Raw genomic sequence first — 23877 nt, 5'->3', positions numbered from 1 at the left:
GCGCCGCGGGCATGCCGGACCGCGCCGCGGGCAACAGCCCGCGCCCAGGGGCAGCCGGGTGGCGGGCCGTCGGCGAACGCATGCTACCGGCGGGTCGGGCCGCTACCCAGGCCCTTCACCGGCCGATTCCGGCCGGTCGGAAACGGTCATGCCGAGGCTGCCCGGCCGCCACTCCCAGGCTGCCCGGCCGCCACTCCCAGGCCGCTGGGCCGCCATCCCCCGCCATCCCCCGCCATCCGCCGCGCTCAGCCGAGCGCCGACCGCAGCTCCGCCAGGTCCGGCGGGCGGGCGCCGGCCCGAGAGACGGTGAGGGCGGCCGCGGTCGCCGCCCGCCGCAGCACGATGGCGAGCGTGGCCTCGTCGGGGGCTTCGAGCCGGGGCCGGGCGGCGCTGCCCAGCAGCCCGCACGCGGCGAGCCCGTCGAGCACCGCCGACATGAAGGAGTCGCCCGCGCCGACCGTGTCGACGACCTTCGTGGGGACCGGGTCACCCGACATCCCGCCCGCCGCCGTGTACGCCACCGAGCCGTCCGCGCCGCGCGTCACCAGCACCACCGCGGGCCCCGCCGCCAGCCACGCCTCGGCGACCTGCCGCACCGTACGGCCCGGATAGAGCCAGGACAGGTCCTCGTCACTGGCCTTCACCAGGTCGCTGAGCGCCACACACTCCTCGACCCGGGCCACCGCCTCCGGGTGCGGCCCGAGCAGGGTGGGCCGGACATTCGGGTCATAGCTCACCGTCGCCCCCGGCCGCAGCCGCGTCACCACCTCGCGCACCGCCGCCGCCCCCGGCTCGGTCACCGCCCCGATCGAGCCGATGTGCACATGCCGCACCCCGGCCGGCGGCTCCACCACCGGCCGCAGCGTCCAGCGCACATCGAAGTCGTAGCTCGCGTGTCCCTGCCCGTCCAGCGTCACCACCGCGGTGGGTGTGACCGTGCCCGCCCCGAGATCGCCGAGCAGCTCCACCCCGGCGGAGCGCAGATGCCGTCCGATCAGCTCGCCCGCCGCGTCGTCGCCGAGCTGGGTGAGCAGCCCCGTCCGCCGCCCCAGCCGGGCCAGTCCGTAGGCGACATTGGCCGGACTGCCGCCGGCATGCGGTACGTCCGGCCGGCCGGGGGCCCGCACGATGTCCGCCACGCACTCGCCCACCACCAGAAAGTCACTCATGGGGCCATGCTGCCGTACTGATCGCCGAGCGGTCCCGGCCGAGACCTGGCCGATACCCGGCGGACAGCGCTTCGGCCGGAAACGATCGGATGCGGGGCCCTGTCGATCCGGGGGTGCTCACGGGATATCTTGATATCAAGCAATCTCAAGCAATCTGAATACCTGGAGCGGAGCGACCGGTGGCTGACTCGACCATCATCTATACGCACACCGACGAGGCCCCGGCCTTGGCGACGTATTCGTTCCTGCCGGTGATCGAGGCCTACGCCTCCACCGCGGGAGTGACTGTCGAGAGCCGGGACATCTCCCTGTCGGGGCGGATCATCGCCGCCTTCCCCGAGTTCATCGAGGAAGGGCAGCGGATCCCGGACGCGCTCGCCGAGCTGGGCGAGCTGGCCAAGACCCCGGCGGCGAACATCATCAAGCTGCCCAATGTCTCGGCGTCGATCCCGCAGCTCAAGGCGGCCGTCGCCGAACTGCGGGAGCAGGGCTACGCACTGCCGGACTACCCCGACGACCCCAGGTCCGATGAGGACCGGGACGTACGCGCCCGGTACGACCGGATCAAGGGCAGCGCGGTGAACCCGGTGCTGCGCGAGGGCAACTCCGACCGCCGCGCCCCCGCCTCGGTGAAGAACTACGCCAAGGCGCACCCGCACCGGATGGGCGCCTGGACGGCCGATTCCAGGACCAACGTCGCCACCATGGGCGTCGACGACTTCCGCTCCACCGAGAAGTCCGCCGTGATCACCGAGCCTGGCAGCCTGCGGATCGAGCTGCACGGCGACGACGGCACGAGCACGGTGCTGCGCGCGTCCGTCCCCGTCCTGGCCGGCGAGGTGGTGGACGCCTCCGTGCTGCGCGTCGCCGCGCTGCGCGAGTTCCTCACCGCCCAGATCGCCCGCGCCAAGGCCGAGGGCGTGCTCTTCTCGGTCCACCTGAAGGCCACCATGATGAAGGTCTCCGACCCGATCATCTTCGGCCATGTCGTCCGCGCCTTCTTCCCGAAGACCTTCGCCGAGCACGGCGCGACCCTCGCCGCGGCCGGCCTCACCCCCAACGACGGCCTCGGCGGCATCCTCAAGGGCCTGGAGTCGCTGCCCGAGGGCGCGGCCGTCAAGGCGTCCTTCGACGCGGAACTGGCCGAGGGCCCGGCGCTCGCCATGGTCGACTCCGACCGGGGCATCACCAACCTGCACGTGCCGAGCGACGTCATCGTGGACGCCTCGATGCCGGCCATGATCCGCACCTCCGGCCACATGTGGGGCCCGGACGGTCAGGAGGCCGACACCCTCGCGGTGATCCCGGACAGCTCCTACGCCGGCATCTACCAGGTCGTCATCGACGACTGCCGGGCGCACGGCGCCTACGACCCGGCGACCATGGGCTCGGTGCCCAACGTCGGTCTGATGGCCCAGGCCGCCGAGGAGTACGGCAGCCACGACAAGACCTTCGAGATCCCCGCCACCGGCACCGTCCGGGTGGTCGACGAGGGCGGGCAGGTCGTGCTGGAGCAGGCCGTCGGCGCCGGCGACGTGTTCCGGATGTGCCAGACCAAGGACGTGCCGATCCGCGACTGGGTCAAGCTCGCCGTCTCCCGCGCCCGCGCCACCGGCGACCCGGCCGTCTTCTGGCTCGACGAGGGCCGTGCGCACGACGCGGTGCTCATCGAGAAGGTCAACGCGTACCTGCCCGAGCACGACACCGACGGGCTGCGGATCGAGATCCTCGCCCCGCGCGAGGCCATCGCCTTCTCCCTGGAGCGCATCCGCCGCGGCGAGAACACCATCTCGGTCACCGGCAACGTACTGCGCGACTACCTCACCGACCTCTTCCCGATCCTGGAGCTCGGCACCAGCGCCAAGATGCTCTCGGTCGTCCCGCTGATCAACGGTGGCGGCCTCTTCGAGACGGGCGCCGGCGGCTCCGCGCCCAAGCACGTACAGCAGCTCCTGAAGGAGAACTACCTCCGCTGGGACAGCCTCGGCGAGTTCCTGGCGCTCGCGGTCAGCTTCGAGCACCTCGCCCAGACCACCGGCAACGCCCGGGCCCAGATTCTCGCCGACACCCTGGACCGGGCCACCGGCACCTTCCTCAACGAGGACAAGTCGCCCAGCCGCCGCGTCGGCGGTATCGACAACCGCGGCAGCCACTTCTACCTGGCGCTGTACTGGGCGCAGGAGCTGGCCGGCCAGAGCGAGGATCCGCAGCTCGGGGAGGCGTTCGCGGGCCTGGCCAAGACGCTCGCCGAGCAGGAGGAGGCGATCATCGCCGAGCTGATCGCCGTCCAGGGCTCGCCGGTCGACATCGGCGGCTACTACCACCCGGACACGGCGAAGTCGGCGGCCGTGATGCGGCCGTCGGCGACTCTCAACCAGGCGCTGGCCGTCCTCGGCTGAGCGGCGGCGCCGTCTTCGCGGTGCGTACGCGCCCGGTCCGTCCGGGCGCTTGACGCGGAACGGCGGTGGGCGGGACTCCCGGGTCCCGGCCACCGCCGTCGTGCGTGCTGAGGTCAGGGGTCTGACGTTCAGACGTTCAGACGTCCAGACGTCGGAGGTCAGAGTGACGTCACGGCCGGCCGGATGGCGACCGCCGCCTCCGCGGTGTGGACCATGAAGGTCAGCGTCTCCTGGAAGTACAGCTCGACGCTGGTGGCGTCATGGCCGAGATAGCCGATGGAGACGTCCTGCCCGAGCTGGAGCTCGAAGTCGCCGCCGCGGGTGGCGAGCAGGAAGGCCCCGTCGATCGCCGGCGCCCAGATGATCTTGCCCTTCAGCAGCCGGGCGAGGTGCTCGTGGATCGGGTAACCGTGGTCGGAGGTCTCGTTGACCGCTGTGTACGCCTCCGCGCTCAGCGCCAGGTCGTACGCCCCGTCCACACCGGCGAGCCGCAGCACCGAGATGGCCTGGCTGAGGGTGTCGGGGTACTCCCGTACGTCCGCGGGCAGCGTCAGCTCGGCGTTCGAGGACGCCGCCCTGATACCGGTGATGCCGCCGGCCGGGTACCCCTCGAAGACCGCGCGGTCCTCGGCGAAGGCCAGCAGCCGCGCCGCGTCCTTGACCGGCTGCCAGTCGGCGTCCTTCGCCCCCCGTTCGACATCGTCCACCTGGCCGCGGTCGACGGTGAACGGCACCCGCAGCTCCACGATGGGCTGCGAGCGCCGGGTGTACGCGAGCACGCCGTCGGCCGGGGCCGCCACCGAGGTCAGATGCCCGGTCGCCACCGCGGCCAGCTCGGGACCACCGGGCTCGGGGACGTCGACGACCCGGCGCGCGGCGATGTTGCGCTTGAAGGTCCGGGTCGCCTCCGCCTCCAGGTCGGCCCAGGCGGCGGCCGAGACGGGGGCCAGTTCGCGGTGCAGATTGTTCACGGGGTCGTGCTCCTGTTCAGGTTGCCGATGCCGAGGCTGCCGTCGGTGGGGCGCGGCGGTGGCGCGGGCGGCGCGGGAGTCGGGACCGCCGCCGGGGCTCCCGTCGCCGGCAGCCCGGGCGGGTCGTCGAGGAAGTCGGCGGACGGCACGTAGAAGAGCGTGCCCGTGATCGCCGTCGAGAAGTCGAGGATCCGGTCGTGCGTGGCGGGACCCGCCCCGAGGAACATATTGCGCAGCATCTGCTCGATGACGCCGGGGGTACGGGCGTAGCCGATGAAATACGTGCCGAACTCGCCCCGGCCCGGGCTGCCGAAGGGCATGTTGTCGCGCAGGATGTCGTGCTCGGTGCCGTCCGCGTCCACGATGGTGTTCAGCGCGACATGCGAGTCGTCCGATTCCAGCTCGATGTTGCTCGCCTTGGTGCGGCCGACGATCTTCTCCTGCGTCTCGACCGGCAGCATGTTCCAGCCGGCCAGGTCATGCAGGTACTTCTGCACGATCACATAGCTGCCGCCCGCGTGCGCCGCGTCTTCCGCGCCGATCAGCACCGCGTCCCTGGCCGCCGCACCGACCGGGTTCTCCGTCCCGTCGACGAAGCCGAGCAGGTCGCGTACGTCCAGGTGCCGGAAGCCCTGCGTCTCGTCCTGGAGTGTGACCGAACCGCGCAGCCGGTTCATGATCTCGGAGGCGAGTATGAAGCACCGGTCGATCCGGGTGGCCCGCAGGTGGAAGAGCAGATCCCCCGGCGTGGCCGGCGCCCGGTGCCGCGCGCCCGCCAGTTCGACGAAGGGATGCAGTTCGGCGGGGCGCGGGTAGTCGAAGAGCCGGTCCCAGAGGTTGGCGCCGATGCCGGTCACACAGCTCAACTCGGCGTCGGGCGCGCCGAAGCCGATGGCCCGCTGGAGCCCTGCCAGATCGCCCAGCAGATCGTGCACGGTCTCCTCGCCGCCGGGGTCGACGGTGAGGACCAGGAAGATCGAGGAGGTGGTCAGCGGGCTGAGCACCGGCTGCGGTTCGGATCCTGGCCCGGTCTGCGGCCCGGTTCCGGGGGGCGATTCGGACGTCAACCCGTTCTCCTGCTCTGTGCGCTGCGCTGTCCGCGTGATCGGATCGGCTCAGCAGGACACTACTTGCATCCGCCACGGCTCAGGTCGACCACCCACCGGGGCGGGCGCCGGGCGGCTCGGCCCGGCGGGTTCGTCGCGTCGGCCGCTATCGCCCGTCCCGAGCGCACCCGCCAGGACCGCTCGCCGCCGGCCTCGCTTGCCCCGTAGCCGCTCGCCCCGGCTGGTCGGCAGCGCCGCCGCCCCCGTACCGCATACGCTCGTCGGGAACGCCGGAACGCCGGAACGCCGGAACGCCGGAACGCCGGAACGCCGGAACGCGGACACCGGGGCCCGGAACGCCGCCATCGCCGCCAGGGAGCAGGAAGTGACCCACACGTGACCGACATCGCGGTGGTCGGCTCGGCCAACCTGGACCTCGTCGCCCACGCCCCGCGCCGCCCCGAGCCGGGGGAGACCGTGCTGGGTACCGGTTTCGAGCAGCACCCCGGCGGCAAGGGCCTCAATCAGGCGGTCGCGGCGGCCGGCCGGGCCGCCACCGCTTTCGTGGGCCACTGCGGGGACGACGACGCGGCGGCGGTGCTGCGGGACGCGCTGCGGGGCCGCGGCGTCGACACCGCCCACTTCACCGCGGTCCCCGGTGCCAGCGGGCGCGCGCTGATCAGCGTCACCCCGGACGGCGAGAACAGCATCACCGTGCTGCCCGGCGCGAACACCCGGTTGACCGCCGCCGACGTCACCGCGGCGCTCGACGCGCTGGCGCCGGCGATCGTGCTCGCCCAGCAGGAGGTCCCGGCCGCCGCACTCGGCGCGGCAGCCGAGTGGGCCGACCGCCGGGGCGCCCGCTTCGTCCTGAACGCCAGCCCCAGCGTTCCGCCCGACGAGCGGGTGCTGGCCGGCGCCGACCCGCTCCTCGTCAACCGCGGTGAGGCGGCGTATCTGACCGGCGTCGACCACCCGCCCGCCGCCGCCCGCGCGCTGGCCGGCCGCTGCCGGTCGGCGGTGATCACGCTCGGCGCCGACGGCTGCCTGATCGCGGTGGGCGACCGGATCACCCCGCTGCCCGCCCCGCGGACCACCGCCGTCGACACCACCGGAGCCGGCGACGTCTTCGCCGGCGTCCTCGTCGCCCACCTCGCCCAGGGCGTCGCCCTCACCGACGCGGCGGCGCGGGCCACCCAGGCCGCCGCCGACGCCATCCGCACGCCCCGAGCGAGCCGCTAGCCGGGCGATTTGCGTTGCCCTGGCCCCCTTGCCCCCCTGGTCCCCTTGGCCCTTGCCCCTTGCCCCTTGCCTCTTGCTCATTGCCGTCCGTCGCGAGCCGTGCCCCGGCCGGATGACAACAAGGGGTTGACATCGACAACAGGGGGTTGTCATGGTGGACGTATGGCATCCGCGAAAGACCTATCGGCACATGAACACACCTTCGCCCGTATCAAGGAGGTCAGAGAACAGGCGATCACGCACACCCGACTGGCCCGGCAGTTCGCTGCGGAACGCCGTGACCTGATGCAGGGCCTCATCGGCGAGGGCGTGTCACAGGCGGACATCGCCCGCGAGCTCGGCGTGACCCGGCAGGCGATCCAGAAAATGCTGGCCTGCTGAGACGGCGGCGGCCTCAGCGCTCGGATCCGGGGCCGGGCCCCGACCGGGGACGCGCTCGGGAGGACGGGGGGCGAAAAGGGCCCCAGGGAGTCGCCGGCCGGGTGGCGGGCCCGAGCGGCTCCGCCTGGCGTGCATCGGAGCCGATCGGTGGATATCGTCACACGTATGGCCCCTGACCGGCGATCGCGCCCGGGGACGGTTGTCGGCCCGCGGGCGCCGGGGACGCGGTCCCGAGGACCGGCGGAACCCGTCGTTCGCCGGAGCCGGCCGGCGCCGACCGTAGTGTCCGAGGCGATGTAGACGTGGGCGGGAACGCCCCTGGCCGCGCCGCCTCGGAGCTTGCCTCGGCCGGCGTGCGGCGCACCCTGGTGCGGGTCCTGGAAGCCACCGGCGCACACGTCGCGGCGGCCTACCTCCCGGTGCCCGACGAGCAGGTGCTGCGGATGGTCGCGGTCTCCGGCGTATCGGCGCGTATCGCGCGGCCGTGGTCGCGGGTGGCGATGGCCGCGCCCGTGCCGGTCGCCGATGCCGCCCGCGAACGCCGTCGGGTGTGGATTCCCAGCCACGACGAGCTGGCCCGCCGCTATCCCCGCACCGCCCTCGCGCTGCCCTACCAGGTCGCCATGGGGGTGTCGCCGCTGCTCTCGGCGGGCGACAGCGTCAAAGGCGTACTCCTTCTGCTGTGGCCGGGCACCCACCGGCCCGAACTCTCCGACCAGGAGGCCCTGGACATCGGCGACGCGGAGCGCCGGATCACCCGCTTCCTGGCGGAGGCGGAGCTGGCGGGCGATCCGCTGCGGCCCGCGCCCGAGGAGGAACCGAGCGCCGCCGAACCGCTCGCCACGGGCGGGTGGCGGCAATCCGAGATGCGCGCGGCCGCGGACCTCACGGACCGGTTCGAGGAGGGCTACTACGCGCTGGATCTGGACGGCCGGATCAGCTATCTCAACAGCCGCGCCGCCGATTTCCTCGGCTTCCTCGGCGCGGACCGCCGCGAACTGCTGGGCGTCAGGCCCTGGGAGGTCGTGCGCTGGCTGCACGGCCCCACCTGCGAGAACAGCTTCCTCGAAGCGCTCTTCAGCCGGCTGCCCACGTCCTTCAGCGCCCAGAAGCCTCCCGACCAGTGGCTCTCCTTCGCCCTCCACCCCGACGCCACCGGCGTCAGCGTGCGGATCACCGCCCTCGACCGCCCGCCGGGGGGAGAGACGGGCAGCGCCGCCCCTCCCGTACCGCCGCAGGCCGGCGTCGGCATCCTCTTCTACCTGATGCATCTGTCCGCGGCGCTGTCCGACGCCGTCGGGGTGAAGGATGTGACGGACGCGGTGACCGAGCAGATCATGCCCGTCATCAGCGCGCAGGGCGTGGCACTGGTCATCGAGCAGGCGGGCAGGCTCCAGGTGCTCGGCGCCGGTGGTTTTCCCCGGCAGGTCTGGAACCATTTCAACGGCCTCCCGCTGTCCGCTGACGCGCCGAGTGTCCGGGTGCTGGCGACCGGCACGGCCGAGTTCTTCCCCGACACCGAGGAACTCGCGCGCACCTACCCGGACCGGGCGATCTTCTACGCGCGCGGCGGCGCCCTCGCCTATCTGCCCATGATCGTCGCCGGGCGGCCCATCGGCTGCTGCGTCGTGGGCTACCAGGAACGGCGCGCCTTCCCGCCCGACGAGCGCACCGCCCTGACAGCGCTCGGCGGAATGATCGGCCAGGCGCTGGAGCGGGCGACTCTCTACGACACCACGAACCAGGTCGCGCGCGGGCTCCAGGCCGCGCTGCTGCCCCATGTCATGACCGAGATCCCCGGCCTCGACAGCGCGGCCTGCTATCTCCCGGCGAGCCAGGGCATGGACATCGGCGGGGACTTCTACGACCTGATCCGGCTCGACGAGACGACCGCGGCGGCCGTCATCGGCGATGTCCAGGGGCACAACGTCAACGCGGCGGCCCTCATGGGGCAGGTCCGCACCGCCATCCACACCCACGCCAGCTCGGGCGCGCCCCCCGGCGAGGTGCTCGCACGCGCCAACCGGCTGCTCATCGACCTGCACTCCCCCCTCTTCGCGAGCTGTCTCTACGTCCAGCTCGACCTGCGCGGCGGGCGGGCGCTGCTGGCCACCGCCGGCCACCCGCCGCCGGTCCTGCGCCATCCCGACCGGCGGACGGAGGTGCTGTCGGTGCCACCGGGGCTGCTTCTCGGGATCGAACCCGACGCCGAGTACGGGACCGTCGAGATCCAGCTGCCGCCCGGCGCGCTCCTCGCGCTCTACACCGACGGTCTCGTGGAGCGGCCCGGGGTCGATCTGGGCGAGGCCATCGAAGGATTCGCCCGGCATGTGGGCAGGGTGGGAATCCCGGGAGCGCCGGGATCACCCGGGGGAGCGGTTGCGCCGGGCGCCCCGTCCCTGGAGGAGCAGGCCGACGCGCTGATCGAACACGTCCGTACGGCCTCCGACCGGAGCGACGACATCGCGTTGCTGCTGCTCAGCAGGCGGGAGCCCACGGGGTGAGGCCGCCCGGGTCCATGCGGGCGCGGCGCCGCCTGGCCGGGAGTCGCCTGGCCGGGGGCCGCCTGGCCGGGGGCCGTGGGCCCGGGAATGCACCCCCGGGCGGATGCGTTACATCGACCGAGCCGAGAACGAGAACCACTTCCATCCTCGGTGGGATCCCCATGGAAGGGGGCAGGACCATGGCACGCAGCGAACTGCGCCCGATCGTCAAGCTTCGCTCCACCGCGGGTACGGGCTATGCCTACGTGACCCGCAAGAGCCGCCGCAACGATCCCGACCGGCTGACGCTGACCAAGTACGACCCGGTCGCCCGCCGGCACGTGCTCTTCCGCGAAGAGCGCTGACGCCGGACCGAGCCGCGCCGACCACCGCGCCGGCACCGCTCGCGCACAGGCGCCGCTGATTCTTTATCACCGCAGCAGAGAGCGAGGCCACACCATGAAGGACGGCATCCACCCCGATTACCATTCTGTGGTCTTCCGCGACAAGGCCGCCGGGATGTCCTTCCTCGGTAAGTCGACCGCGCAGCCGGACGCCAGCGTGGTCTGGGAGGACGGCAACACCTACCCGGTGGTGGACGTGGAGATCTCCTCGGCGAGCCACCCGTTCTACACCGGCGCCGCCCGCGTCATGGACACCGCCGGCCGCGTAGAGCGCTTCAACCGCCGCTACGGCGGCGGCAAAGAGGGCCGCGACGCCGCGTAACCCCACAACCCTCCACCGCCAACGCCCGTTCGCCCGCCCCTGGCCGGCGAGCGGGCGTTCGCCTTGCCCCCTCACCCCTCCGCTGAGCCGAGCAAGGCCGGGGCCCACAAGTCAGGCAGGCCACCTCAGACGTGGCCGGAGCCACCCGTCCGCCACGCGTGTCAGGCACCAACCACCCCGCGATAGGCCGCCCAACGCCGTGCGGCACCCGCCATCGCGCCCAGCCAATCGGCCGCCGGCTCCCGCTCCGCAAAGTGCTGCTGCATCCGCACGCCGGCAGCCGCGAACGCGTCAATCGCTCGTGGGTCCGCACCCTTCTTGCGCATCGCCTTGACGAAGTACGGCCCTCTCTCGCACTCGACCACCGCGGTCAAATCCGAGCCGAACCCGTACTTCGTCGGACGAACGTCGCCCACCTCACCCGTATACGGACCGATCAGCGCCCGCACATCAGGCCCCGGTGTCATCGGCTTCACCTCCTGGGGCTGCAATTCACCGGTCGTCTAAGGTCCTTGATCGGTGACTTCCACCGCGACCTACTCACTCAGGCGCCTGACGCCACGGTCGGACACGAGTGGGGCGACCGCTTCCGAACCGAATGGACTTGAATCGACGTGACCGAGCTTCGCAGGTGCACTCGCGATGATGTGCCGGCCATCAGGCAGTTGCTCATCGACGTGCATGCAGACGCCTTTGCGGACCAGATGGACAACGAGTTCCACCGGCGATTCCCATGGTTCGTGGACCAGTGGGGCAGTCGGGAAGGCTTCGTCTGCGTCATCGGCTTCGATGGCACGGAGCCCATCGGCTATGCGTACGGGGCTCCCGCGATCCAGGGGCGCGAGTGGTGGCGAGAATTCATACCCGCGCCAGAAGATCCCTCAACGTTTCACCTGTCGGAACTGATGGTCAGGCCGAAGTGGCGGAAACAGGGCAATTCCGAATTGCTGCACCGAGCGCTCCTGGACAACAGGCCCGAAGCGCTGGCCGCTCTGTCGGTAGACACCGAGCACCCCCACGTTCAGGCGCTCTATGAATCCTGGGGATACCGCAAGGCCGGCGATTCGAGGCCGTTCGCCGACTCGCCGCTCTACGCGGTGATGGTGGCCGAACTTCCACTGTCTGGACCACGAAACCCCTGATCGGAGGGGTAAGAAAACTGGTGTCCGAGGGGGGACTTGAACCCCCACGCCCGATAAAGGGCACTAGCACCTCAAGCTAGCGCGTCTGCCATTCCGCCACCCGGACGGGTGTGTCACCCCGGCCCCGAGGGCGTGGCAACGAGGTAAACCATAGCAAAGATCGGGGGGCGCTCGATCACCGCGGTGGGGGGTGGGCGGGCGGGACGAGTGGGCCGGGGAGCCTTGGGGGAGGCGGGGGTGGCGAGGGAGGATGGGAGCGGCATCGGCCGTGATCGCCGGGCGGAGACAGCGCCGACGGCGCGCACCGCCCGCACCGCACGCACGCCGTCGCGGCTGGCGCGCGGCGGACACGGCAGGCCACGGACAGTTAACGGGCAGGGCATGAGCAGGGACGAGCGAGGAGTGAACGCGTGGGCGAGTTCGAGCCAGGCAGGCCGGGCAGCGGTACGAGCGCGGGCGAGGACGAGGTCGTCGCGCTGTGCAGTGAGCTGATCCGGATCGACACCAGTAACTACGGTGACCACTCGGGACCGGGGGAGCGGGCCGCGGCGGAGTACATCGCGGAGAAGCTGGCCGAGGTCGGTCTCGAACCGCGGATCTTCGAGTCCCACCAGGGGCGGGCCTCCACGGTCGCGCGCATCGAGGGCGAGGACCGGTCCCGGCCGGCCCTGCTCATCCACGGCCACACCGACGTGGTGCCGGCCAACGCCGACGACTGGACCCGGGACCCCTTCGCCGGCGAGGTCGCCGACGACTGCGTCTGGGGCCGCGGCGCGGTGGACATGAAGGACATGGACGCGATGACGCTGGCCGTCGTACGGGACCGGCTGCGCAGCGGCCGCAAGCCGCCGCGCGACATCGTGCTGGCGTTCCTCGCCGACGAGGAGGCCGGCGGCACCTACGGCGCGAAGTTCCTGGTCGACAAGCACCCCGACCTCTTCGAGGGCGTCACCGAAGCGATCGGCGAGGTCGGCGGCTTCTCCTTCACCGTCAACGAGAACCTGCGGCTCTACCTGATCGAGACCGCGGAAAAGGGCATGCACTGGATGCGGCTCACGGTGGACGGCACCGCTGGCCACGGCTCGATGACCAACAAGGACAACGCGATCACCGAGCTCTGCGAGGCGGTCGGCCGGCTCGGCCGGCACGAGTTCCCGGTGCGGCTCACCAAGTCGGTCCGCGGCTTCCTCGACGAGCTCTCCGACGCCTTCGGTGTCGAACTCGATCCGGAGGACATGGACCCGACCCTGGCCAGGCTCGGCGGCATCGCCCGGATGATCGGCCCCACCCTGCGGAACACCGCCGCCCCCACCATGCTCGGCGCCGGCTACAAGGTGAACGTCATCCCCGGCCAGGCCGCCGCGCACGTCGACGGACGTTATCTGCCCGGCCACGAGGAGGAGTTCCTCGCCGACCTCGACCGGGTCCTCGGCCCCCGCGTCAAGCGGGAGTCGCTGCACACCGACACGGCGCTGGAGACCGACTTCGACGGCTCGCTGGTCGACGCGATGCAGGCGGCGCTCAAGGCGGAGGACCCGATCGCCCGCGCCGTGCCGTACATGCTCTCCGGCGGCACCGACGCCAAGTCCTTCAGCCAACTGGGCATCCGCTGCTTCGGCTTCGCGCCGCTCCAGTTGCCGCCCGAGCTGGACTTCGCCGGGATGTTCCACGGCGTCGACGAACGGGTGCCGGTGGACGGGCTGCGGTTCGGGGTACGGGTGCTCGACCGCTTCATCGACAACTGCTGAGAGGCGAAGCGGTACGGGACTTCGCGGGGCGGGGACAGAGCTGATCCGGGCTGATCCGGGCTGATACCGGCCCACGGGCCGATACGGGCACTGTCCCCGCCCCGCCTCGTTCACCTGTACCTATCGCGGCCGGCCGCGTCCCCGGTACGAGTGAATGAACCAATGCTTTCGTAGCTCTAATTCCTCCGGCTTCGTTACGACGTGTGTGGTCCGCGGCTTGGACCACATGTCCCAAGGAGGAGGAAGTAATGATCAAGAAGGTCGTCGCCATCGCGGCAGCCACCGGCGGTCTCGTGCTGGCAGGTGCGGGACTGGCCGTCGCCGATTCCGGTGCCCAGGGCGCCGCGGCGCACTCACCCGGCGTGCTGTCCGGCAACGCGGTGCAGATCCCGGTCCATGTGCCGGTGAATGCCTGCGGTAACACCGCTTCGGTGATCGGGCTGCTCAACCCCACTTTCGGCAACTCCTGCCTCAACGGGTAGTCCCGCGCCGGCCACCAACGGCCGGGACGGCCCCGGGGTGCGATGTCGCGCCCCGGGGCCGCGCGTCGTGAAGGAACGAAAGGCAGGGATGTCGGCAGTCATGCGACAAGTCATCAAGATCACAACGAAGAGCCTGCTCACCGTGGTCGCCACGGGAGGGGTGCTGGCCGCGGGCGGCGCCGGAGTCGCGTACGCGGACGCCGGCGCGGCGGGTGTGGCCGCCGGATCGCCGGGCGTGCTGTCCGGCAACGCGGTGCAGATCCCGGTCCACGTGCCGGTGAACATTTGCGGCAACACGGTGAATGTCGTCGGGTTGCTCAACCCGGCGTTCGGCAACTCCTGCGGCAACGTGGACGTCCACCCGACGCCCCCGCCGCCGCAGGGCACGCCTGGCACGCCGGCCACGCCTGGCACTCCCGGGACCCCGGGCACTCCCGGCACCCCGGATTGCCCGGGCACCCCCGGTACGCCTGGCACTCCGGGTAACCCTGGCACCCCGGGTAACCCCGGTACGCCGGGTACGCCGGGTACGCCCGGAAACCCTGGTACTCCCGGTATCCCGGGAACGCCCGGCAACCCCGGCACCCCGGGCACGCCTGGCAACCCGGGCACTCCGGGTACCCCCGGAAACCCCGGCACTCCCGGTAACCCGGGCACGCCCGGAAACCCCGGCACCCCGGGTAACCCCGGCACTCCCGGTAACCCGGGCACGCCTGGCAACCCCGGCGGCGGCACCACCCCCGTCTCGTACCCGGGTACCGGCTCCGGCTCCGGCACGCTCGCGCACACCGGAGCGGACGGCACCGGGATGGAGGCCGCAGCGGCCGGCGCCCTGCTGCTCGGCGGCGGTCTGCTCTACCGCCGCGGCCGTACCGGCCGTCGCTGACCGCACGGCACGCACGATCCGTACGACCGGCGCGTCACCGACGACGCCGGCGTCACCGTAGAACCCCGCGGGCCCAGCGCCCGTGGGCCTCTTGCGACCGGGCGGCAAAGACCCGCCGCCCGGCCACCCCACCCTGCCCCGGGGCGGCCGCCCAGGCGGCCGCACAGCCCGCCGCAGGCGGTCCCGGCACCGCTCGTCAGGGTGCCTGGTCAGGGTGCCGACGGCGGCGCACCGGGCGGGGCCGCGTTCCACGTCGGGCGGGGCTGGCGGATGATGCGGCGGCGCAGGCGGACGCGCCGGCTGCCGTCGGGGTAGAGCCGCACTCGGTCGAGTTCCCAGTGCCTGTACTCCGCCTCGTCGGTCAGCAGCCGTGTCGCTTCCTTGCGGGAGACCCCACGCGGCACGTACATCTCTCTGAATTCGTATTCCGGCATCGCATCTATTGTGCAAGCAACGCCCCGGTGCGGATAGCGTCTGCCTCATGTCTGATGACGTGCAGCCCACCGTGGCCGAGGTTCGCGCCGCGGTCGAGGCGTTCAAGGCCGCGCTCGACCGTCACCTCGACGCGATCGAGAACCGCGCCGGCGGGGAAGACCCCGCCGTCTACGCGGCGTTCGAGGCGCTCGCCTCGGCCGCCGAGGTGTATGACGAGTTGCTGTACGAGAGCTATGACGAGGTGACGCCCTTCGAAGTCCCGTCCGGCGAGTCGATGCCGGAGTACGCGGGACCCGAGGAGCCGGAGGCGATCAGCGTGCTGATCCGCCGCGACTACACCATCGTCGAGCCCGACCGGCTCTTCGCGCAGGCCAGGAGAGCGGGCGAGGCCGAGGAAACGGAGAGCAGCACGGTCAACGCGGCGATCGGGGTGATCTTCGGGGAGTACGAACCCGACGAGATCGCCCAGCGCCACAAGGAGTTCGGCCTGGAGGAGGGCGACTCCACGCTCTGGGTCTCCGCGGTGGAGCCGGCGGAGCCGGGGGAGTGGCTCGACGCCCCCTTCGACCAGGCCGATCCGCAGCTTGTGGTGTGCCGCTTCGACGTGAGCGCGGTCTTCGACGACGAACTGGGCGTGCTGGACCCGGACTGAGCGCCGCCACGGCTCGGCGGGCGGGGGCCGGTCCGGTCCCCGCCCCGGGCCGATCCCGGTCCCCGGTCGGTCCCAGCTCCGGCCCGATCCCCGGCCCGGCCTGATCTCGCCCCGGCCTGATCCCGCCCCCGGTCGGTCCTGGGCTGACCTCCTCCCGGGCCCGCCTCCGCCCAGCGGCGCTCACCCCTCTGCCGCGAGATCCCGCAGCACCCCCGTCAGCCTCGTCGTCCGCTCCTTCGCGGCCGGTCCCGCGACCGCCTCGGCCAGGCCCTGCTCGGCGCCCCGCACCACCGACAGATGCCGCTCGCCACGGGCGAAGGCCGTATAGACCCAGGACCGGGTGAGCAGCGGCCCCGCGTCCCCCGGCACCACCACGACCACCGCCGGCCAGCGCATGCCGGCCGCCTGGTGCCCGGTGACCGCCCAGCCGTGCCGCACCTTCCCGGCCACGTCCTCGCGCGGTACGAGAACGCTGCCCGTCTCGCACGCCAGCCGCAGCCCCTCGGCCTCCGCCCCGACCACCGTGCCGGGCAGCGTATGACCGGGCGCCGGGACGTAGACCACCCGGTCGCCGGGGTCGAAACCGCCGAACCGGCCGGGGCCGGGGTTGAGCCGCTCCTTGAGCGCCGCGTTCAGCGTCCGGGTGCCGACCGGGCCGCCGTGCGCGACGGTGATCACCTGGGTCTTGTCCGCGGGGACGCCGATCGCCCGCGGCACCGAGTCGGCGACGAGCTGGACCGTACGGTGCAGGGCCTCCTGCGGATCGCGCACCGGGACCACCACGACCTCGCGGTCCGGCGCCGCCACGGCGGCGAGCTCACCGATGCTCACACACGAGGTCAGTTCGCCGATCGGACCCGGGTCCGGGGTGCGGGAGGTGACCCGCGGGCACACCTTGGCGGCCAGCAGATCGGCGAAGGCGCGGCCCGGGCCCGCCGACCACAGGGCGTGCGGATCGCCGCTCAGCACCAGCCGGGCGCCGTCCGGCACCGCCTCCACCAGATCGGTCGCCTCCTCGACGGACAACTGCGGAGCGTCGAGCACCGCCAGCAGGTCGAGCGCGAGGCTGCCGTCCTCGGCGCGGCCCGGCCCCTCCTGCCCGTCGAGCAGTCCGGCGACGGTCAGGGCCGCGTCCTCGCCCACCGCGTCGGCGAGGCGGCGCCGGCCGTTCCCGGTGTAGGCGGCGGCATAGGCACGCAGACCGGCGGCGCGAGCGGCGACGACAACCGCGGCGGGTTCGGCGCGGGCCGCCTCGCCGCCCGCGTGGAGCACCAGCCCGCTGCCGGCCACCGCGCGGATCAGCTCGGCGGCGGAGGAGGAGGGCGCGTCGGCGGCGGCCTTCTCCCAGGCGACCGGGGTGCCCGAGCCGCCGCCCGGCGCCCCCTCGAAGGAGCGGAGCAGGCGGATCAGACCGTCGGCGAGGCTCTCCTCGGCCAGGGCGTAGCGATCCAGGCCCAGCAGCAGCGGTACGTCCGCCTCGGCCCGGTCGGAATCGTCCTCGGCCTCGTCCGGGTCCTCCTCGGCGCCCGTCCCGGCGTCGGTACCGAAGGCCAGCAGCGTGCCGTCCTCGACCGCCGCGGCCACGGCGGCGTCCGGGTCGGGCACCGAGTGCCGGGCCAGCGCGGCCTTGAGGGTGTCCGAGGTGAGGGCGGTGTGGCCCTGCTCCGCGGCCCGCTCCAGCAGATACCCGACGAGGGCCCTGGCCCGCCGGGCGTCCCCTGGGCCGCAGGCGTCACCGAGCACCGCCCGGGCGAACGCGTCGGCGTGCTCCACCCGGACCCCGGCGAGCCCGAGCACGCGCCACGGATCCTCCCGCAGCGCCTCCCCGGCCCGCTCGCCGAGCCCCCGTACGGCCTCCGCCGCCAGCTCTCCGGGCGCCCCGCCCGCCAGCAGCACCCGCCGGGCCTCCTCGACGGCGGCGGGGTCCATGGCGGCCGGACGCGGCGCGGCGCCCCGGTCAGCGGCGGCCCGCCCGCGCACCGGCGCGGCGGTGGCGACCCCGGCGGGCGCCTCGGGCGGCGTGGGGAGAACGGTCCGTGCGGCCAGCTCCGAGGCGTCGGCGCCGGCCGCGGGGGAGGACACCCCGACTCCCCGCTCGGCGTCCGGCTCGGCCGTGCCGTCCTGGTCCGCGTCCCGAGCCGCGCCCGGGTCGCCTCCGCCATCGGGCCCGGCGACCCCCGCCGGCTCCGCCACTTCCTCCGACACATCCGGCGCCCCCGGGGCCGGTACGCCCGCCACCTGCGCCGCCTCGGCGGCCTGAAGCGCCGCGGCCTCCGCCGCCATCGCCTCCCGCCGCTTCCGCCGTGCCTCGGCGGCGTCCCCGCGGGGCGCCGGAGCCGCCGGATTCTCACCCCGCTCGATCGACCGTACGGCCGCCGCCAGCCCGGCCAGGCCCGCCTGGGGCCTCGGCCTGGCCGCCTCCGGTCCGCCCGCCTCCTGAGCGGGACCACCGGAGGCGGCGACGGGCACGGCCTGCCCGGGGCGTCCGTCCTGCGACGACTGCGACGGCCGCGCGGGCCGCGGGATCGGCGGGTGGGCCGGGATCGACGGGTCTGACGGGGTCGGCGGGGTCGGCGGGGTCGGCGGGATCTCGGTCACTGCGGGGGCCTCCGTGGAGCGGCGCGACCACGAGTCAGAGCGTGCTCCAGTCGTGGTCCGGATAGCGGTGCAAAGGCGCCGAGACATCGTCCAGCGCCAGGCAGATCTCTTCCGGAAGCGTAAGGGCCTCCACCGACAGAGCCGCGCTGAGCTGTGCGGCGTTGCGCGCGCCGAGGATCGGGGCCGTGACACCGGGCCGGTCGCGTACCCAGGCGAGGGCCGCCTGCAACGGGGAGACGGCAAGACCGTCGGCCGCTATGGCCAGCGCGTCCACGATGTGACGGGCCGTCTCGTCGAGGTAGGGCGCGACGAACGCGGACATGTCCTCGGAGGCTCCCCGCGAGTCCGGCGGCGTGCCGTTGCGGTACTTGCCGGTGAGCACCCCGCGGCCGAGCGGTGACGACGGCAGCAGCCCCACCCCGAGGTCCAGCGCGGCAGGCAGCACCTCGCGCTCGACGCCGCGCTGGAGCAGCGAGTACTCCATCTGGATACTGGCCAGCGGGGTACGGCCGGGCGCCGCGAGCTGCCAGGCCGCCGCCTTCGCGAGCTGCCAGCCGCAGAAGTTGGAGACCCCCACGTAGCGGGCGCGGCCCGAGCCGACCGCGATCTCCAGTGCCTGGAGCGTCTCCTCAAGGGGGGTGCCGGAGTCGAAGGCGTGCACCTGCCAGAGGTCGACGTAGTCCGTACCGAGGCGCTGGAGCGAGGCGTCGAGGGCGGACAGCAGATGGCCGCGGGAGGTGTCGAACCGGCGGTAGGGGTCCGGCACGCTGCCCGCCTTGGTGGCGATCACCAGGTCGGCCCGCGGCACCAGGTCCTCTATCAGCCGCCCGAGCAGATATTCGGCACCTCCGTCGGAGTAGACGTCCGCGGTGTCGACCAGCGTGCCGCCGGCGTCCCAGAACGCCTTCAACTGGTCGGCGGCGTCGCGTTCGCCGGTGTTGCGCCCCCAGGTGAGCGTGCCGAGCCCCAACCGGGACACACGCAGCCCGGTGCGGCCGAGGTGCCTTTGCTCCATGGACGCTGAGGCTAGCGCCCGTACCCGCCGAATGGGCGGCAGTGACGTACCTGACAGGCGCTGGTGGCGCGGTAGTTCGCTACAGTCCGGGGGGACGACGACGTTACTCGCCAGTACGGCGGTGGGGCGCCGGACCTCCGGCACGGCGGCGCCGTCACATCAGGTGACTTCAGTGACTTCAGTGACTTTCGGCAACTTCGGCAACTTCGGCAAAGGGGAGCGGTATGCGGCTCGGGATCAACCTCGGCTACTGGGGCGCCGGCATGGACGCGGACAACCTCGCCGTGGCGCGGGAGGCGGACCGGCTCGGCTACTCCGTCTGCTGGGCGGCCGAGGCGTACGGCTCCGACGCCCCGACCGTGCTCGCCTGGGTCGCGGCGCACACCGAGCGGATCGACGTCGGCTCGGCGATCTTCCAGATCCCGGCGCGCACCCCGGCGATGACCGCGATGACCGCGGCGACCCTCGACTCGCTCTCCGGCGGGCGGTTCCGGCTCGGGCTCGGCGTGTCGGGGCCGCAGGTGTCGGAGGGCTGGTACGGCGTCAAGTTCGACAAGCCGCTGTCGCGCACCCGGGAGTACGTCGAGATCGTCCGCAAGGCGATGAGCCGGGAACGGCTCGCCTACGAGGGCGAGCACTGGACGCTGCCGCTGCCCGGCGGCCCGGGCAAGCCGATCAAGCTGACCGTGCACCCGCAGCGCGAGCACATCCCGCTCTACATCGCCGCGATCGGCCCGAAGAACCTGGAGCAGACCGGGGAGATCGCCGACGGCGCGCTGCTGCTCTTTCCGTCGGCCGGCCGGCTGGAGGAGACGGCGATCCGGTATCTGCGGGCGGGGCGGGAGAAGGCGGGGCTGACGATGGAGGGATTCGACGTGAGCCCGACGGTGCCGCTGGCGCTCGGTGACGACGTCTCGGCGCTGGCCGATGTCTTCCGGCCCTACACCGCGCTGTACGTCGGCGGGATGGGCAGCCGCAAGCAGAACTTCTACAACCAGCTCGCCCAGCGGATGGGTTACGAGAAGCAGGCGGCCGAGATCCAGGAGAAGTATCTGGCCGGCGACAAGAAGGGGGCGGCGGCGGCCGTGCCGCTGGAGCTGATCGACTCGACCAGCCTGCTCGGCTCGGTCGAGCGGATCGCCGACCGCATGTCCGCGTACGCCGCGGCGGGCGTCACCACCCTCAACCTCAACCCGGCCGGCTTCACCCTGGAAGACCGGCTGGCCGGCCTCCGAGCCGGCGCCGAAGCGGCAAGCCTGGCCGGCCTGGCTTAGCCGCCGGAGCCCCCGCCGCCGAGCCGTCCGCCGAGCAGCCGCCCGAGCCGCCCGAGCCGCCTGCCGGGCACGCGCCGGGGCGACGCAGCGGGGCGGGGGCCTCGGAGGGAGTCGTCAGGGGGGAATCAGGCGGCCCAGGAGGCGGCCGAAGGTGATGAGGCGGGCTATTTGGCCGGGGCCGCCGTCGTCGAGGGATTTGCTGAAGCGGAAGGCCTCGGGGCGGAATTTGGCGGCGGCGACCGGGAGGGGGGAGTCGGGGTCGGCGGGGATCGCGCTCAGCTCGTGCGGCATCGCGGTGGCCAGCACGACATAGACCCCGCGGTCGATCCGCCGGCCCTGCTCGTCCCGCCCGACCAGCGTGCGCATCCCGACGTGCTCGATCGACTCCAGCGGCAGCACCTGCACCGACGAGTCCAGCACCATCCCGCCGGGCGCCTTCTCGTCGGCGAGTTCCTCGCTGTGCCACAGGATCAGCCGGCGCCCGTCGCAGACCGCCGCCTCCTGCCACACCGAGGCCCCCGCCTCGGTGAGGTCCACCACCCGCTCCAGCGTGAAGCCCCGCACCCGGCGGCGCCCCAGCACGCCCTTGATGGCGTCGAGCGCGATGTCCGCGTGCAGGAAATACGCCCCGGCGGCGTCTTCGAGACGGCCGTGCGGAGACCAGTCCGCTCCCGCCGGACCCGTCCCCGAGACGACCGGCGGACGGCTCCCCGTCGCCTTGCTGAACATCCCCACCCGCTTCGCGCAGCCGATTCCCGGGTCCGTGACGACCCCTGAAGCACCTTACCCAGGGGGTCGGACGGCGAGGAGTGCGCGGAGGACAGCGGATCGCCAAATTCCGCGGCCGTGGTGGGGGCTCGGGGGGATCCTCCCCGCCATGGCCGTCACCCAGCACAACGCCCGGCCCCGCGAAGGGTTACGGTGGCGGGCATGCCCACCGTGATCCTCGTCCGGCACGGCCGTTCGACCGCCAACGCCGATGGAGTCCTGGCCGGCTGGAGCCCCGGTGTCGCCCTCGACGACACCGGCCGGGCCCAGGCCACCGCACTCGCCGCCCGCCTCGCCGTACTGCCGATCGCCGCCGTGGTCAGCAGCCCCTTGCAGCGCTGCGAGGAGACCGTACGGCCGCTGCTCGACACCCGCCCGGAGATCCCCCGGCACACCGACGAACGGGTCGGTGAGTGCCACTACGGCGACTGGACCGGCCGCAAGCTGAGCGAGCTCGCCGACGAACCCCTGTGGGCCACCGTCCAGCGGCACCCCTCGGCCGCCGTCTTCCCGGGCGAGAAGGGCGAATCGCTGCGCGCGATGCAGGCCCGCGCGGTGGACGCGATACGGGACTGGAACGACCGGATCGAGGCGGCGCACGGCGCCGACGCGATGTACCTGGTCTGTTCGCACGGCGACATCATCAAGTCGCTGGCCGCGGACGCCCTCGGCATGCACCTCGACCTCTTCCAGCGCATCGGCACCGACCCCTGCTCGGTCACCGTCATCCGCTACACCGCCCACCGCCCGTACCTGCTGCGGCTCGGCGACACCGGCGACCTCACCGGGCTGGTCCCGCCGCCCCGCCCCAAGGAGGAGGCGCACCGGCCGGACGACGCCGTGGTGGGCGGCTCCACCGGCGTCTCGTGATCAGCTTCCGCAGTAGGGTGGGGGACCGGCAGCGTAGTCGCTGAGAAGCGCATTTCGGACGAGCAAACGGAGCAAGGCGTGCCCCGTCAGGTCTTCTTCTACGAACAACCCGACCGTTTCGTGGCCGGCACGGTCGGCCAACCCGGTCAGCGGACGTTCTTCCTCCAGGCCACCGCGGCCGGCCGGACCACCAGCGTGGCGCTGGAGAAGACCCAGGTGGCAGCCCTCGCCGAGCGGGTCGACGAACTGCTGGACGAGGTGGTGCGCCGGACCGGCGGCAGCGCCCCGGTGCCGGCCGTCGCCCCCACCGAACTCTCCGACAGCGGGCCCCTGGAGGTGCCGGTCGAGGAGGAGTTCCGGGTCGGCACCATGGCGCTGGCCTGGGACGGCGCCCATGAGCGGATGGTCATCGAGGCGCAGGCACTGGTCGAACTCGCCGGTGAGGACGAGGAGGGCCTGGAGGCCGCCGAGGAAGAGCTGCTCCAGGACGACGAGAACGGCCCGCCGCTGCTGCGGGTGGTGCTCACCGGCGCCCAGGCCCGCTCCTTCGCCAAACGCGCCCTCGACGTGGTGTCGGCCGGCCGGCCGCCCTGTCCGCTGTGCAGTCTGCCCCTGGACCCGGAAGGACACGTATGCCCGCGTCAGAACGGGTACCGGAGGTCGGCCTGAACCCCGGGCCCGCCGCGGCCGGGCCCGGTGACCCGCTGGACACCGAGGCGCTGGCGCACGGCGAGCTGACCGTCAAGGGCCGGGTCCGGGACGCCTCCAACGCGGTGCTCTACTGCGAGAGCGTCCACCAGGGCCGTACGGTCGTCTGCGTCTACAAGCCGGTCGCCGGGGAGCGCCCGCTGTGGGACTTCCCCGACGGCACCCTGGCCCAGCGCGAGGTCGCCGCCTACCTGGTCTCGGAAGCCACCGGCTGGGGTCTCATCCCGCCCACCGTGCTGCGCGAGGGCCCGTACGGCCAGGGCATGGTCCAGCGCTGGATCGACCCGCCCGCGGTCCCCGGCGAGGGCGCCGAGGAAGGTTCCGGGACGCCGGACGGGGCCGGGGAACCGCCCCAACTGCTCGCGCTCACCGAGGAGATGGAGCCGGCCCCGGGCTGGAAGGCGGTGGTCGAGGCCGAGCTGGAGGAGGGCAGGACCGCCCTGTTGGTGCACGCCGACGACATCCGGCTGCGGCGGATAGCCGTACTCGACGCGGTGATCAACAACGCCGACCGCAAGGGCGGCCATCTGCTGCCCGCGGCCGACGGCCGGATCTACGGGATCGACCACGGAGTGACCTTCCACACCGAGGACAAGCTGCGCACCCTGCTGTGGGGGTGGGCGGGCGAGCCGCTGCCCGCCGAGGCGCTGACCGTGCTGGACAAGCTCGCCGCCGAACTGGACGGCGCGCTCGGCGACCGGCTGGCCACCCTGCTGACCACGGCGGAGACCGCCGCGCTGCGGGCCCGGGTGCGCAGGCTTCAGGCCACCGGCGCCCATCCGGCGCCCGGCGGGGAGTGGCCGTCCATCCCCTGGCCACCGGTCTGAGCCGCCGCCCCGCGCGGACGGGAGCGGCTACGCACGCGGGTACGCAAAGAGTACG

At 72.9% G+C, this 23877-nt stretch carries 23 protein-coding genes and 1 tRNA gene; 15 read left to right on the top strand and 9 right to left on the bottom strand.

Translation table 11 applies throughout. The features are described from left to right. Positions 1 to 245: 245 nt before the first annotated feature. The gene (locus OG519_RS05925) at positions 246 to 1169 is read right to left on the bottom strand and encodes a carbohydrate kinase (RefSeq protein ID WP_405579569.1); all 924 of its coding nucleotides are present in this window, start codon (positions 1167 to 1169) and stop codon (positions 246 to 248) included. 179 nt (positions 1170 to 1348) lie between these two features. On the opposite strand from OG519_RS05925, the gene OG519_RS05920 reads away from it, so the two are divergent. Beyond that, positions 1349 to 3568 carry an NADP-dependent isocitrate dehydrogenase gene (locus OG519_RS05920; RefSeq protein ID WP_405579568.1) on the top strand — a complete coding sequence of 740 codons (2220 nt, stop codon included), beginning with the start codon at positions 1349 to 1351 and terminating at the stop codon, positions 3566 to 3568. 158 nt (positions 3569 to 3726) lie between these two features. Here the strand turns inward: OG519_RS05920 and OG519_RS05915 are convergent, their stop codons facing one another. Further along, a complete protein-coding gene (locus OG519_RS05915) occupies positions 3727 to 4539 on the bottom strand; it encodes a family 1 encapsulin nanocompartment shell protein (protein ID WP_405579565.1) in 813 nt (270 codons plus the stop codon). Continuing rightward, complete coding sequence (locus OG519_RS05910) at positions 4536 to 5606, bottom strand: Dyp-type peroxidase (RefSeq protein WP_405579562.1); 1071 nt, start codon at positions 5604 to 5606, stop codon at positions 4536 to 4538. The genes OG519_RS05915 and OG519_RS05910 overlap by 4 nt, the downstream gene beginning before the upstream one ends. A 375-nt stretch (positions 5607 to 5981) precedes the next feature. Between OG519_RS05910 and OG519_RS05905 the strand changes: the two genes are divergently transcribed. The 5 genes from OG519_RS05905 to OG519_RS05885 all read left to right on the top strand — a co-directional run bounded on the left by OG519_RS05905 (position 5982) and on the right by OG519_RS05885 (position 10417). Further along, complete coding sequence (locus OG519_RS05905) at positions 5982 to 6827, top strand: ribokinase (RefSeq protein ID WP_405579560.1); 846 nt, start codon at positions 5982 to 5984, stop codon at positions 6825 to 6827. A 162-nt stretch (positions 6828 to 6989) separates the two neighbouring features. Beyond that, positions 6990 to 7208: a TrfB-related DNA-binding protein gene (locus OG519_RS05900; RefSeq protein WP_405579558.1), complete on the top strand. Its 219-nt coding sequence runs from the start codon at positions 6990 to 6992 to the stop codon at positions 7206 to 7208. Between the two features lie 302 nt (positions 7209 to 7510). Continuing rightward, a complete protein-coding gene (locus OG519_RS05895) occupies positions 7511 to 9712 on the top strand; it encodes a SpoIIE family protein phosphatase (RefSeq protein WP_405579555.1) in 2202 nt (733 codons plus the stop codon). Between the two features lie 179 nt (positions 9713 to 9891). Continuing rightward, complete coding sequence (gene rpmG / locus OG519_RS05890) at positions 9892 to 10056, top strand: 50S ribosomal protein L33 (protein ID WP_405579552.1); 165 nt, start codon at positions 9892 to 9894, stop codon at positions 10054 to 10056. Positions 10057 to 10150: 94 nt separating this feature from the next. After that, the gene (locus tag OG519_RS05885; protein WP_405579549.1) at positions 10151 to 10417 is read left to right on the top strand and encodes a type B 50S ribosomal protein L31; all 267 of its coding nucleotides are present in this window, start codon (positions 10151 to 10153) and stop codon (positions 10415 to 10417) included. Positions 10418 to 10578: 161 nt separating this feature from the next. Here OG519_RS05885 and OG519_RS05880 read toward each other — a convergent pair whose 3' ends face one another. After that, positions 10579 to 10893: a hypothetical protein gene (locus OG519_RS05880; protein WP_405579546.1), complete on the bottom strand. Its 315-nt coding sequence runs from the start codon at positions 10891 to 10893 to the stop codon at positions 10579 to 10581. Between the two features lie 189 nt (positions 10894 to 11082). On the opposite strand from OG519_RS05880, the gene OG519_RS05875 reads away from it, so the two are divergent. Further along, positions 11083 to 11559 (top strand): GNAT family N-acetyltransferase, encoded by a 477-nt coding sequence (locus tag OG519_RS05875; RefSeq protein WP_405579544.1) that lies wholly within the window; start codon positions 11083 to 11085, stop codon positions 11557 to 11559. Positions 11560 to 11577: 18 nt separating this feature from the next. Here the strand turns inward: OG519_RS05875 and OG519_RS05870 are convergent. After that, a tRNA-Leu gene (locus OG519_RS05870) sits at positions 11578 to 11665 on the bottom strand. A 304-nt stretch (positions 11666 to 11969) separates the two neighbouring features. Between OG519_RS05870 and OG519_RS05865 the strand changes: the two genes are divergently transcribed. From OG519_RS05865 to OG519_RS05855, 3 genes are all read left to right on the top strand, one after another. Next, the gene (locus tag OG519_RS05865; protein WP_405579541.1) at positions 11970 to 13307 is read left to right on the top strand and encodes a M20/M25/M40 family metallo-hydrolase; all 1338 of its coding nucleotides are present in this window, start codon (positions 11970 to 11972) and stop codon (positions 13305 to 13307) included. Positions 13308 to 13555: 248 nt separating this feature from the next. Beyond that, positions 13556 to 13789: a chaplin ChpH gene (chpH, locus tag OG519_RS05860; protein WP_405579538.1), complete on the top strand. Its 234-nt coding sequence runs from the start codon at positions 13556 to 13558 to the stop codon at positions 13787 to 13789. Between the two features lie 100 nt (positions 13790 to 13889). Then, positions 13890 to 14675: a chaplin gene (locus OG519_RS05855; protein ID WP_405579536.1), complete on the top strand. Its 786-nt coding sequence runs from the start codon at positions 13890 to 13892 to the stop codon at positions 14673 to 14675. A 209-nt stretch (positions 14676 to 14884) separates the two neighbouring features. Here OG519_RS05855 and OG519_RS05850 read toward each other — a convergent pair whose 3' ends face one another. Then, positions 14885 to 15109, bottom strand: a complete 225-nt coding sequence (locus tag OG519_RS05850; protein ID WP_405579533.1) for a DUF5703 family protein — start codon at positions 15107 to 15109, stop codon at positions 14885 to 14887. Positions 15110 to 15156: 47 nt separating this feature from the next. Here OG519_RS05850 and OG519_RS05845 point away from each other — a divergent pair, with 47 nt between their 5' ends. Then, complete coding sequence (locus tag OG519_RS05845; protein WP_405579530.1) at positions 15157 to 15762, top strand: hypothetical protein; 606 nt, start codon at positions 15157 to 15159, stop codon at positions 15760 to 15762. A gap of 180 nt (positions 15763 to 15942) precedes the next feature. Here the strand turns inward: OG519_RS05845 and OG519_RS05840 are convergent, their stop codons facing one another. Both OG519_RS05840 and OG519_RS05835 read right to left on the bottom strand, forming a co-directional pair. Next, complete coding sequence (locus OG519_RS05840) at positions 15943 to 18360, bottom strand: helix-hairpin-helix domain-containing protein (protein ID WP_405579528.1); 2418 nt, start codon at positions 18358 to 18360, stop codon at positions 15943 to 15945. A 34-nt stretch (positions 18361 to 18394) separates the two neighbouring features. Next, on the bottom strand, positions 18395 to 19375 hold the full coding sequence (locus tag OG519_RS05835; RefSeq protein WP_405579525.1) for an aldo/keto reductase: 981 nt from the start codon (positions 19373 to 19375) through the stop codon (positions 18395 to 18397). Between the two features lie 224 nt (positions 19376 to 19599). On the opposite strand from OG519_RS05835, the gene OG519_RS05830 reads away from it, so the two are divergent. Further along, positions 19600 to 20649 carry an LLM class F420-dependent oxidoreductase gene (locus tag OG519_RS05830; protein ID WP_405579523.1) on the top strand — a complete coding sequence of 350 codons (1050 nt, stop codon included), beginning with the start codon at positions 19600 to 19602 and terminating at the stop codon, positions 20647 to 20649. Between the two features lie 114 nt (positions 20650 to 20763). On the opposite strand, the gene OG519_RS05825 is transcribed toward OG519_RS05830, so the two are convergent. Beyond that, positions 20764 to 21378, bottom strand: a complete 615-nt coding sequence (locus OG519_RS05825) for a hypothetical protein (RefSeq protein ID WP_405579520.1) — start codon at positions 21376 to 21378, stop codon at positions 20764 to 20766. 201 nt (positions 21379 to 21579) lie between these two features. Between OG519_RS05825 and OG519_RS05820 the strand changes: the two genes are divergently transcribed. The 3 genes from OG519_RS05820 to OG519_RS05810 all read left to right on the top strand — a co-directional run bounded on the left by OG519_RS05820 (position 21580) and on the right by OG519_RS05810 (position 23822). Beyond that, positions 21580 to 22287, top strand: a complete 708-nt coding sequence (locus OG519_RS05820) for a histidine phosphatase family protein (protein ID WP_405579518.1) — start codon at positions 21580 to 21582, stop codon at positions 22285 to 22287. 78 nt (positions 22288 to 22365) lie between these two features. Then, complete coding sequence (locus OG519_RS05815) at positions 22366 to 22956, top strand: DUF3090 domain-containing protein (RefSeq protein WP_405579515.1); 591 nt, start codon at positions 22366 to 22368, stop codon at positions 22954 to 22956. After that, positions 22920 to 23822, top strand: a complete 903-nt coding sequence (locus tag OG519_RS05810; protein ID WP_405579512.1) for an SCO1664 family protein — start codon at positions 22920 to 22922, stop codon at positions 23820 to 23822. The genes OG519_RS05815 and OG519_RS05810 overlap by 37 nt, the downstream gene beginning before the upstream one ends. Positions 23823 to 23877: the final 55 nt, after the last annotated feature.

The organism is Streptomyces sp. NBC_01190 (assembly GCF_045039895.1).
Classification (GTDB): Bacteria; Actinomycetota; Actinomycetes; order Streptomycetales; family Streptomycetaceae; genus Actinacidiphila.
This window is presented reverse-complemented; position numbering and strand designations above follow the sequence as displayed.